Below are 12,572 nucleotides of genomic sequence, written 5' to 3' on the forward strand. Positions count from 1 at the left end.
AACTGGCCTCTTAAGCCCAGCGTATTCCTCTGTCTATCCCGGTCCCTGTTGCCCCCTCCCGTTGACCTGGTTGTTCAGCCCGCATCGCGCGGGCTTTTTTTATCCGCGTGTTTGCCCGTGCGCATCATGCCTGCGCGCGTTAGGCCATTTCCCCGGACGGTTCCATCGGAACAGTCCGAATTGATGCAAACGTTGCTGTGCCGCGAATTTTACGATTTGTGGACATTCCATTGGTTCGATCTCCGCTAGTTTACGGCCGGTTAATAGTCCGTAATACGAAGCATAAAAATGAACCGGAAGACATACAGGCTGGTGTACAGCCGACTCAGAGGAATGCTTGTCGCCGTCGGGGAAACTGCTGCGGCAATGGGTAAGGAGGCAGGACAAACCACGGTACGCAGCAGAACATCACCGGGTGTGGTTTTTTCGTTACGACAGATTGCGTTCGCCGCGCTCGCACTCATCGGCGCGCTGCCCTCGCTGTCGGGCGCGCAGATCGTTCCGGGCGGCGCGCACGCACCGTCCGTGGTCCAGACACAGAACGGGCTGGATCAGGTGAACATCAACCGGCCCTCCGGTGCGGGCGTCTCGATGAACACCTATGGCCGCTTCGACGTGCCGTCGAAAGGCGCGATCCTGAACAATTCGCCTGCGATCGTGCAGACGCAGCAGGCGGGCATGATCAACGGCAATCCGAACTTCGGCCCTGGCCAGTCGGCGCGCGTCATCGTCAACCAGGTCAACAGCAGCGCGGCGAGCCAGATCAACGGACATCTGGAAGTAGCGGGCCAGCGCGCGGAAGTTGTCATCGCGAACGGAAGCGGGATTGCCGTGAACGGCGGCGGCTTTATCAATACGTCCAGAACCATCCTGACCACGGGCACCCCGAACTTTGCGCCGGATGGTTCGCTCGCCGGTTTCAACGTCACGGGCGGCAACATCAGCATCCAGGGTTCGGGGCTGAACGCGGGCGATACCGATCAGGTGGACCTGCTCTCGCGCGCCGTCCAGGCGAACGCCGCAACTTACGCGAAGAACCTGAATGTCGTGACCGGTGCGAACAGCATCAGTCATGACACGCTTGATGCAACGCCTGTCGCGGGCGATGGTCCGGCGCCCGGTGTCTCCATCGACGTGAGCCAGCTTGGTGGAATGTACGCGAACAGGATCGTTCTGGTCGGCACGGAGAATGGCGTCGGCGTGTCGAATAAAGGGGTTCTCGCCGCGCAGGCAGGTGATCTCGTATTGAGCACCAATGGGCTGTTGACGCTTGCCGGGCAGACTAGCGCGAGCGGTAACCTTGCCTTGTCAGCGCGCGACGGTATCGACAACAGCGGCACCACCTATGCGCAGCATAACGTGACAGCGAGCACGTCTGGCGCGCTCACGAACAGTGGCGTGCTGGCCGCGCAGCAGAATACGACCGTCAATGCGGGTAGTGTCGCCTCGACCGGCACGCTCGGCGCAGGTGTGAACGGCGACGGCAGTCTGGCGCAGGCGGGCGACCTTTCTGTGACGGCAGGCGGCACATTGACCGCGACCGGACATAACGCGGCGGGCGGCAATGCGGCGCTGAATGGCACGGCGGTCAATCTCGCCGGAAGCCGTACCTCGGCTAACGGAGCGCTGGTCCTGACCGCGAGCGGCGGTGATCTGAACCTGTCGGGCGCAACGGTGACGGCGGGCGGCGCGCTGGACACGCGCGCCTCCGGGACGCTCACGAACGACAGCGGTGTACTGTCCTCGGGCGGTGCGCAGACTGTCACGGCCGGCGCACTGTCCAATCGCGGTGGCCAGATCGCCTCGGGTGGCACGCTCAACGTCACTGCAACTAGTGACTTGCTGAACCAGGGCGGCACGCTGCAGGCAGCAGGCGCACTCTCCGTCAACGCGGGTTCGCTCGACAACACGGGAGGCCATGTTGCGGCGCTAGGCGCTGACGGCCTCACGCTGACCACAACCGGCCTGCTGAACAACGGCGCGAGTGGGACCGGGGTTGGCACCATCGGCGGCAACGGCAATGTGAACGTGCAGGCCGGTCAGATCGCGAACGCGGGTTCGATTACGGCGGTGCAGTCGCTGATTGCCAGCGCGGCGCAGAGCCTGTTCAACGGCGGCACGCTGGCGGCGAACGGCAATGTCACGCTGGCCACAGGTTCGACGCTGACGAATGCGAACACCATCGCGGCAGGTCGTCTGGTCACGCTTTCTGCCGCGACGTTCGACAACAGCCACGGCAACCTCGGTGCGGACCAGCTCGCGTTGCATGCGTCGCACCTGGTCAACCGCGGCGGCACTATCACGCAGACCGGCACGGGCACGACGACCCTTGACGTGACCGGCACGCTCGACAATTCCGGCGGAACGCTGCAGACCAACAGCGATAGCCTCTCGCTCAGCCCCGCTGCGCTCGTCAACGACAACGGCACGATTGCCAGCTCCGGCGCCGGCACGCTAACGGTCAATACCGGAACACTGTCGAACAATGGCGGCACCATCGCGACGAATGGTGCGCTTGATGTCCGCTCGGGTGCGGCTTCGAACCGGGGCGGCACGCTGGCCGCGCAGACGGGCGCGACGTTACACGTCGCCTCGCTGGACAACAGCGCTGGCGGCTACGTCGGCGCGCAGACTGTTTCTGTGTCGGGCACGGGCGCAGTGAACAACGCGGGCGGCACAATCCAGGCCGATGACACGCTGTCCATCTCCGCACAGTCGGTTGCCAACGATGGCGGTTCCATCGCGAACGGCGGTACTGGCACGACGACGGTTAGCGCCAGCGGTGCAATCACGAACACGACCAACGGACTGATTGGCGGCAACGGCGATGTATCGGTATCGGGCGGCAGCATCGGCAATGCGGGCGGCACCGTCACGGCGGGTGGCGCGGCCACGGTGCAGTCCGGCAGCACGCTCGATAACCGGGCTGGCCTGATTCAGGGTATGGATATCGTGTCGGTGTCGACCCTGGGCGCCATCGACAATACGGGCGGGCAGATCGAGGCAGACGGCACTGCTGCCACGCTCGCCGTGACAGGTGCATCGCTCGACAACACGAACGGGCGTATCGCGAACACCGGATCAGGCGCGACGACGGTCAGCGCGGCCACCGTCACGAACAGCAATACGGGCGGTGTCGCTGGTGCGGGCACCATCGGTGGCAACGGCGACCTGAGCGTGAACGCCGACACGCTGTCGAACACGAATGGCGCGCAGCTTGTGTCGGGCCACGACCTCACGCTGACTATCGCGCAGCTTGCAGACAACACGAACGCGACGCTCTCGGGCGCAAACAACGTCACCCTCAACGGCCCAAACGCAGGGGTCATCAATGCGGGCGGCTCGATTCACGGCAACGGTGCGATTACGCTGAATGCGGCTTCGCTCGACAACACATCTGGCCGCATTGGTAATGACACGGGCAGCGGCGGCTCGATATCCGTCAATGCCGGCACGCTGGCAAACCAGGACGGCGCAATCGGCAGTGACCAGAATCTGGGTGTCACTGCGAACCAGCTTACGGGGGACGGCAGGATCATTGCCGGAAACGACGGTGCGGTCACGGTCAACGACGACTACACGCTCACCGGCAGCAACCAGATCCAGGCTAACCATGACCTGACGTTCACGACAGCAGGCACCTTCACAAATCAGGGCACGCTCGGCGCGGTGAACGCGCTGACGGTGAACGCGGCGAACGTGGACAACCAGGCGGGCGCGGACCTGAATTCGTCGGCTACGACGGTCAATGCGGCGAACGCGATCACCAACGAAGGCCGCATCGAAGGCGATACCGTTACGACACATAGCGGGTCACTGGTCAACGCGGCAGCGATCATCGGCAACACGGTCACGCTGAACGCCAGCCATTCCATCGCCAACACCGGCACTGCCGCCGTAATGGCCGCGGCTTCGCAACTGAACCTGCATTCGCCCGGCGATATCTCCAATTCGGGCGGCGCGAACCTCTTCAGCCTCGGCGACATCAACATCGCTGCAGATGGCACGCGCGATGCGAACGGCCTGCTCGCGAACCGCAGCTACTCCGTTACCAACGACCAGTCCACGATCGAGGCGCAGGGCAGCATCGAAATTGCCACGCAGACGCTGACCAATACGCGCCCCGCGCCCACCGTCGAGACGGTGACAACCGGCGTTGAAGCCGAACATCAGACCAAGCGCTCGAAGTACATGGCCTGTACGACGACGAACGCCGACAAGGGTTACTGTACACAGGCCATGTGGGACAACGGCTATATCGCGCCGGTCAACGCGACCTTCTCCAGCGCGGACGTTGTGTCGCAGGCGTCCGGTCCCAATGCGACGGACAAGGTGCTGGTGGTGAACATCAACGGCCAGCCGCAGACGATCTGGTACAACACCCTGGCGGCTAACACCGACGGCACGATCACCGTCAGCTACTGGGACGGCTACGATCCGCACGTCAACTACGATCCTGGCACCGAATACGCGTCGCGCAACGACGCCCACAAGGGTTACCAGCGTGTCGAGATCGCCCGCGACACGACCACCACCACGCAGCAGGACCAGGTAAGCGGCCCGCAGGCGCAGCAGGCGCAGATCGTGGCGGGCGGCAACATGGTGCTTGCGAACGTCGGCACGCTGAACAATGAGTACAGCGCCATTGGCGCGGGCGGCTCGATCCAGATTGGCAGCGCCGACGCGAGCACCGATGCAACCGGCGACGTGGCGAGCGGCAACTATGGCGGCACGCTGGTGAACAACATCGGCCAGACGCTCTACCAGTACCAGAAGCAGGACATTGTTTCGACCTACGCGTGGAACGAGAACATTTCGCGCGATGTCGGCACCGTGGTTGAGCCGTCGATTGTCCTGTCGCCGGTTGCCATTGGCGGCACGGGTGGGACGATCATCGCAAACAACACCGTGCAGATCAGCGCGACCGACATCGACAACACGAACGTGGCGGCGGCCAACTCCGCAACCGGCGCGACGGGCGGCACGCTGGGCGCGAACGGCACCGTGGGCGGCATCACCGGCACAGGCGCGCAGACCGTCGACCTCGCCACCGCCCAGACACAAATTATTAACGCGCCGCAGTCCATCGCCGGACCGGGCGGTACGCTGAATATCACGCTGCCGTCGAGCGGCCTGTACACCTTTAACACGGCCCCCGGCGCGTCGTATCTGGTGGTCACCGATCCGCGCCTGACGAGTTACACGAGTTTCATATCGAGCGACTACATGCTGGGAGCGCTCGGCCTCGATCCGTCGAAGACCATCAGGCGGCTCGGTGACGGCGCATACGAAGAACAGATGGTACGCAACCAGATCACGCAGCTCACGGGCCGGGTCTACCTGCAGGGCTACACCAGCAACGAGGACGAGTATCGCGCGCTGATGAACAGCGGCGTGAACGTCGCGAAGGCATTCAATCTTGAACCGGGCATGGCACTGAGCGCCGCGCAGATGGATGCGCTGACGAGCGATATCGTCTGGCTGGTCAGCCAGAGCGTCACGCTGCCCGATGGCACGACGCAAACGGTGCTGGCCCCGGTCGTCTATCTGGCCCACGCCCACGCGAACGACCTGCAGCCGGGCGGTGCGCTGATCGCCGCCGATGATGTGGAAATTCACGCGACGGGCAGCGCGACCAACTCAGGCGTTATCAGGGGCGGTACACAGACCGTTATTGCCGCGACCAGCATCCTGAACCGGGGTGGCTCCATCGGTAACGGTTCGGGCAGCAGCACGGACAGCGGCACGACCGTAGTTTCGGCGACCAATGATGTCGTCAACGCGTCGGGACGCATCACCGGCAACCGGGTCGCCGTGCTTGCCGGTCATGACATCGTGAACACGACGCTGGTGGATAGCGTGGGCGTCAGTTCGGCGGTGGGCGACAGCAAGATCAGCCAGAGCCTGCTGGGCACACAGGGCACGATTGCATCGACGGGTGACCTGCTTGTCGTGGCGGGAAATGACCTGTCAGTTCACGGTGCAAACATCGCCGCTGGCGGCAACGCGCAGATCGCAGCGGGTCACGATATTACGGTGGATACCGTGCAGTCTGACACGTCGCAGTCCGTGACGAAGAGCGACCAGCATCATTGGGAAGCCAGCAGCACGCTCAACCAGACGAGCGGCATTAGTGCTGGAGGCGACCTTGCGATGCAGAGCGGTAACGATACGACGCTTAAAGGGGCGACGCTCAGCGCGGGCGGTGATATGACGGTTGTCGCGGGTGGCAACCTGACGGCCACGACCGTGACCAACACCGCGACCTACAACAATGTCGCCGCGGACGACAAAACCCGCAAGCAGTCCGACCGCAGCTACGACGAACAGGCAGTCGGCACGAACCTTATCGCGGGCGGCAATGCCACGCTCGCGGCCCTGAGTGCCGATCCCGGCAAAGGCAGCGTCACGCTCACGGGTTCGTCGCTGGCGGCGGGCAGCGGCGCCGCAACCATTGCGGCCACGGGTGACGTGACTATCAACGAAGGCCGCGAGGAACACGATTCGTACGCGGCGACCGAATCGAAGCGTGGCAGCTTCGTGCATGGCTCGACCACCGACACGATGCGGAACACGCAGGCGAACATCGGCGTGGGTAGCACTGTGTCCGGCGACACGGTCACGGTCAGTGCGGGCAAGGACCTGAGCGTGAAAGGTTCGACCGTCGCGGGCACGAACGACGTGAATCTGGCTGCGGCGGGCAACGTGAACATCACGACCTCACAGGATACGCAGAGCACATCGAGCTACTACCAGAAGCACGAGTCCGGCTTTGGCACGAGCGGCGGAATTGGCATATCGGTGGGCAGCAGGACGCAGACCGATACCGCTCACGACGTTACGGTAACGAACACTGGCAGCACGATCGGCTCGCTCAACGGCAGTCTGAACCTTACCGCAGGAAAGGACCTGCATGTCACGGGTAGTGATCTGGTTGCCGCGCAGAATGTCACCGGTACCGGCGCGAACGTCACGATCGACTCTGCCGTCGATACGATGCATCGCGACGAGACGCATGAGGTCAAACAGAGCGGCTTTACGCTCGCGATCAAGGCTCCGGTGGTTGACGCGGTGTCCAGCGCGGTTGACGAGGCGCATGCGGCGAGCCACAGTCAGGATGACCGTGCTGCGGCATTGCACGGCATGGCGGCGGCAAGTAGCGCGGTGGATGCAATCGGCGCAGGCAGAGCCGCAGCGGGCGCGCTCGCCGGCGGCGAGAAGCCGGAAGCAAAGATCGAACTCAGTTACGGCAGCAGCCACAGCAGGAACACCTACACGGAAGAGAGCACGACCCGTCGCGGCTCAGGTGTCACGGCGGGCGGCACGGTTGCATTTGTGGCGCCCGGCGACGGCTCATCTGGCAACAGCGCGGGAAGTGGCAACCTGACGATTGCGGGTTCGAACGTGAACGCGAATGACGTGATCCTTGCAGCAAGGAATCAGGTCAATCTCGTGAACACGACGGATACCGACTCGACGCGCAGCAGCAACGAGTCCAGCAGCGCGAGTGTCGGTGTCTCCTTTGGCACGCAGGGCTGGGGAGTCGATGCGTCGATGTCGAAGGCGCGCGGCAACGGCAACAGCGATGCCGCCATGCAGAACAACACGCACGTGACGGCCGCGAACACGGCGACGATCATTTCGGGCGGCGATACGAACATCATCGGCTCGAATGTGAATGGTCGCCAGGTGAACGCCGATGTCGGCGGCAACCTGAACATCGCGAGCGTGCAGGACACGATGGCGAGCGCCGCGCATCAGGAGAGCTCGGGCGGCGGATTTGCGATCAGCCAGGGCGGCGGCAGCGCGAGCTTCAGCCATACGAACGCGAACGCCAACCGCAGCTACGCGGGTGTCAATGAACAGGCAGGGATTCACGCGGGTACGGGTGGGTTTGATATTGCTGTCAAGGGCAATACGGAGCTGACGGGGGCAGTCATTGCCAGTACGGCCACGCCGGATAAAAACAGTCTGACGACGGGCACACTCTCCTTCTCCGATATCGCGAACAGTTCGAACTACGATGCTAAAAGCAGCGGATTGTCGGCGGGCGGATCGGTTGGCGATGGCGGCAATAACTATGCGACAACTGGTACGGGTTCCGTGCACAACGCCGGTGGTGTCACGCCCTCACTTAGTCAGCATGACAGTGGCAGCGCCAGTGCGACGACGAAAAGCGCCGTCAGCGCGGGTGCCGTCACGATCACCGATACGGCGAACCAGTCGCAGGACATTGCGAGCCTGGAGCGCGACACGTCGAACACGTACGGCACGGTCAGCAGGACGCCGGACGTGAACAACCTGCTGGGCAGGCAGGCGGACATGATGAATGCAGCGGGCGCGGCGGGTGAAGCAGTCTCGCGGCGCATCGGCGACTTTGCGCAGTCGAAATACGACGAGGCAAAAGACAACGGCGACCAGGCTGGGATGGCCGCGTGGAAGGAAGGCGGCACGAGTCGGGCCATCATGCAGGCCGCTGGTGCGGCGCTGGTGACGGGACTTGCCGGCGGCAATGCGATTGGCGGCGCAGCAGGCGCTGGCATCGCTTCGATCGCAGCGGGCAAACTGAACGAACTGAGTGGCGCGATTGCGGGATCACGCCCGACCGGCAATGCGGACATCGACAAGGCGCTCGGGAACATCGTCGCGAACGCGATTGCTACGGGCGCGGGTGCGGCAGTGGGTGGTGATGCGGGTGCATTCTCGGGATCGAATGTCGATCTCTACAATAGATCGGTTCACGATGGATCTGTATCAAAGGATCTGGTGTCGCAGATATGCGGTGCGGGTGCGCAGTGTAGTGTGGCGGTGCTGCAGGCGGCGATTCAGGCGCAGAGTGCGAATGCAGATGCAGCGGCGGCTACTCTCCAGCCTAACTACGCAACCGTCGGCGGTGGTGTCTTGTCCGCCACGGGCAGCATCGCAGCAAACCTTTACGATGGGTCTGTACATGCATCTGGCGGAATAGCTCAGGCGAACCCGTCAGCAACGTCTTGGATACCGGGCGGCAGCGCAGCACTCGGGTGGATCATAGGTTCCTCCAATGCACAATTGACGAATGCATTCTTAAATGGCGATGCAAATCAATTCTTCGTTTCGTTGCCAACCCCATTTGGTGCCAACGTTTATGCGGCGATTACGCATGCATACGGTGGGGCGACGGCAATTGAGCTTGGTGTTAGTCCTCCTGGTAGCAAAACATTCGGTGTTGTACCGTGGAGTCATGCCAAACAAATAGGCAGAAAGAGTAAATGAGGAGCTAAATATGGCAGCAGGTGGTGGCCCTTCACTCGATCAATGGAAGCAAATGAGTAAGAAGGAACGACTCAGGTACTGGATATTTATGGCCGCGCTTGTAACGTTGGCATCAACGGCAGTCGCGTACGCTTTACTGGTGAGCTGATTCTTCCGCTAAAACAACAAACCCGGCGTTGGCCGGGTTTGTTGTATGTGGAATCACTCCGGGAATGGCGTGATGATAATCCTGTGATGTTCGACGACGATACGAACGCGCTGGCCAGGAAGGAAGCCCGCGTGTTCGATCCATCGGCCAGCGAGCTTCATCCATGGATAAAGAGGTGGATCTTTGCGGATGCGCCCGAGCGTGATCTGCTGATAACGCCAAGACTCTTGGATGGTGAGGCTGCGCTCCGGATGAGCGTGAGGTGATTTAAGATGGACATCAGCCATGGTCAACTCCTGTATTGAGTCGGTTGTGGTCAGCGGGCCATGAGTGTTACCAGCACTCATGGCCCGCGCTTCGTTAACGGCCCTGTTCCGGGGTCCGGTTATTCCATCGTCGTGCTTCGTACTTGAGGATCAAACCCTCAAGCAGTTCGCGCACGACATGCTTCTCTTCCTTTGAAAACTGGATGACGGCTTCGAACTGCAAGGTGAGGTCGGTGTCAGGGCCGCGCTCGTGTTCATCGAAGAGCAGAAAGTCTGCGGTGACATGCAGCGCGACAGCCATTCTCTTCAAGACATCGGCAGACGGTTGACGCGACACGACGGCCCTGTTCCGCCGGGTTTGCTTCGTGATGCGATGTAATTGGGATAAGGAAAATGCCTCATCTGGCAAACTCGCGCCTTCTGGCCAGAAACCGCGTAGGGCAAAAAATTGCAGATGGAAACGCGCATCATGGAAAACCGGTTTGCAAGTTCCTGTCGCGTCAGGAGAAAACCTGTTTCGACAACGGCGGGCGCGTCAGGTGCGTGTTTTCTGAACATCGCGAGCGTGCAGGACACGATGGCGAGCGCCGCGCATCAGGAGAGCTCGGGCGGCGGCTTTGCAATCAGCCAGGGTGGCGGCAGCGCGAGCTTCAGCCACACCAACGCGAACGCCAACGGCAGCTACGCGGGCGTGAACGAACAGGCGGGCATCCAGGCGGGTGACGGCGGGTTCAGTATCAGCGTCAAGGGGAACACCGACCTCAAGGGGGCGGTGATTGCTGGCGATGCGGACGCGTCCAGGAACAACCTGTCCACTGGGACACTGACCTTCAGCGATATCCAGAACCAGTCGAGCTACGACGCGCACTCGGGCGGCTTCAGTGCAGGCGTGACGACTGGTGACGGTGGCGCGAATTACAGTACTCACGGCCCGGGTTCAACGGCGAACGGGCCCAATGCAGGCGGCGGTGGGCCGATGTTGAGCCAGAACGACAGCGGCAGCGACAGCGCGGCCACGCGTAGCGGCATCAGTACGGGCACGGTCAGTGTCACCGATGCAGCCAGCCAGATGCAGGACATCGCAAGCCTGAACCGGGACACGTCGAACACGAACGGCACGGTTGCCAAACTGCCTGACGTGAACAACCTGCTCGACCGGCAGGCGGACATGATGGCGGCGGCGAGCGCAGCGGGAGAAGCGGTTTCGCGGCGCATCGGTGACTACGCCGACCGTCAGGCCAGGGCGACAGGCGATCCTGAGTGGGCCGAAGGAGGCACGTATCGCGCCGCGATGCAGGCGGCAGGCGCAGCGCTGGTAACGGGACTTGCCGGCGGCAACGCGCTCGGCGGTGCGGCTGGCGCGGGTATCGCTTCAATCGCTGCGGGCAAGTTGAACGGACTGAGCGACGCAATCGCGGGATCGGACCCGACTGGCAATTCGGATATGAACAAGGCGCTCGGCAACATCGTGGCAAACGTAATCGCTACGAGTGCCGGTGCGGCGGTAGGCGGCAATGCGGGTGCGTTCGAAGGCTACAACGTTGACCGGTACAACCGGCAACTGCATCCGCAGGAAAAGACCGCAGCCAAGCAGATAGCGGCGAATGCAGCGGCGCAAGGTATAACGAACCCGGACGGATCGCCGATCACAACCGACCAGATTGAGAACGCAATGCGCGCGGCCAGCAACAGCCAGTACGGCGAGATCGCTGCGACAGGCGTCGTGGTGCCGCTGAACGCGAACACGCCTGCAAGCGCCGTCTACGACACAACGGGCATGAAGCTGGCGACGGACAGTACGGGTAATTATCTGGTGCAGGACCCGTCGATGCTGGCGACACCGTCTAAGAATGTGCAGGACTTGATCACGCAAAACACGGGTGGTGCTAGCTCACCGTACAGTTGGGGAACGTCAACCGCTCAAGCGGCAACGCCGAAGATCGATCCGTATGGACCGTTTTCACCGGGATGGAACACCGGTGACAATTCGGTTGGATTTCAGCAGCCGGGCATCCCCGCACCTGACTACGTCGCCGTCAATGGCAACGCTCTGGGCCTCTCAGGCTCACTCTCAATGAATCTGCATAACGGTCAAGTCTATGTCGGAGCTGGCGGCTCTGTGCCTGTGGCTCCTAGCGCGAGCGTCACGTTGGGTTGGCTGCCGTCGAACTACGGGCTGCCCAACGCAGTGCAAGGGGAGAATACCGATCAACTCCTGGGGGGCGGCTCCTACTCGGTCGCTGCTTGCGCTTACGGTGCCTGCTTTGGCGGGAATCATGCCATTGGTGGCGCTACGGCTGTCGAGGTTGGCTTGGGAATTGGCGCGTCGACAAAAGCGATAAATCTCGGCGGGAGTGCGAGCACGGGAGTATCTTTGCCTGTGTTCAAACTTCCCTCATCACAATAAATGGACCATGCCAGATAATCAAATTTGGGGCCGCCCCGCCAAGCACTACGTAGTAGCGCTGACGGTGGTGTCGTGGTTGCTCATCCTCATTTATGCCGTGATAAAAAATCCATCAACGACTGACGCAAGTGTAAGGATGAGCATGATGAAAGCCGATATGGCGACGATGCTTGGAAACGGGGGAGCGATCGTCTATCGAAATGAGAATGCGAAGTTCGGCGGAGCGCTGTTATCGCTCCTGATTCGCACGGATTCGTGGTCGCAGCAGCTTCGGGATAGGGACATCAAAACCCTGGTTGATCTCGGCTGGCAGCAGATGCCGACTAGCCCCGCTTCTTTCTGTAAGAAGGGCGTGCTTGCGGAGATTCAGGAAAATGTTGGGGATTACAAGAACACGTCAACTGTTCTCATATCCATGAGGTACAACGCCACCACAAGCAAGATATGCAAATAATCGATATGTAGGGCCGCCAACTGCGCCTACACGGCAGTGTTC

The 12,572-nt window shown here is 61.9% G+C and carries 4 protein-coding genes and 1 pseudogene; 3 read left to right on the plus strand and 2 right to left on the minus strand.

Going from position 1 to position 12,572, the window contains the following annotated elements; genetic code table 11:
* Positions 1-288: 288 nt before the first annotated feature.
* Complete coding sequence (locus AC57B6_RS31565; protein ID WP_496422797.1) at positions 289-9,255, plus strand: hemagglutinin repeat-containing protein; 8,967 nt, start codon at positions 289-291, stop codon at positions 9,253-9,255.
* A gap of 201 nt (positions 9,256-9,456) precedes the next feature.
* Here the strand turns inward: AC57B6_RS31565 and AC57B6_RS31570 are convergent, their stop codons facing one another.
* Positions 9,457-9,690 carry a SymE family type I addiction module toxin gene (locus tag AC57B6_RS31570; protein ID WP_081833158.1) on the minus strand — a complete coding sequence of 78 codons (234 nt, stop codon included), beginning with the start codon at positions 9,688-9,690 and terminating at the stop codon, positions 9,457-9,459.
* A gap of 73 nt (positions 9,691-9,763) precedes the next feature.
* Positions 9,764-9,970, minus strand: a complete 207-nt coding sequence (locus tag AC57B6_RS31575) for a hypothetical protein (protein ID WP_052660774.1) — start codon at positions 9,968-9,970, stop codon at positions 9,764-9,766.
* A 249-nt stretch (positions 9,971-10,219) separates the two neighbouring features.
* On the opposite strand from AC57B6_RS31575, the pseudogene AC57B6_RS31580 reads away from it, so the two are divergent.
* Together AC57B6_RS31580 and AC57B6_RS31585 are read left to right on the plus strand one after the other, a co-directional pair.
* Positions 10,220-12,076: pseudogene (locus AC57B6_RS31580) on the plus strand (filamentous hemagglutinin); the annotation flags it as partial.
* A gap of 7 nt (positions 12,077-12,083) precedes the next feature.
* Positions 12,084-12,530 carry a hypothetical protein gene (locus tag AC57B6_RS31585; RefSeq protein ID WP_496422798.1) on the plus strand — a complete coding sequence of 149 codons (447 nt, stop codon included), beginning with the start codon at positions 12,084-12,086 and terminating at the stop codon, positions 12,528-12,530.
* Positions 12,531-12,572: the final 42 nt, after the last annotated feature.

The sequence above is a fragment of the Paraburkholderia sp. BGA-UO-ETr-F12 genome (genome assembly GCF_059567945.1).

Bases quoted from the DNA above. Each gene is read 5' to 3' on its own strand.
- AC57B6_RS31585 (WP_496422798.1), top strand. From the start codon at position 12,084: ATGCCAGATAATCAAATTTGGGGCCGCCCCGCCAAGCACTACGTAGTA.
- AC57B6_RS31575 (WP_052660774.1), bottom strand. From the start codon at position 9,970: ATGGCTGTCGCGCTGCATGTCACCGCAGACTTTCTGCTCTTCGATGAA.
- AC57B6_RS31565 (WP_496422797.1), top strand. From the start codon at position 289: ATGAACCGGAAGACATACAGGCTGGTGTACAGCCGACTCAGAGGAATG.
- AC57B6_RS31570 (WP_081833158.1), bottom strand. From the start codon at position 9,690: ATGGCTGATGTCCATCTTAAATCACCTCACGCTCATCCGGAGCGCAGC.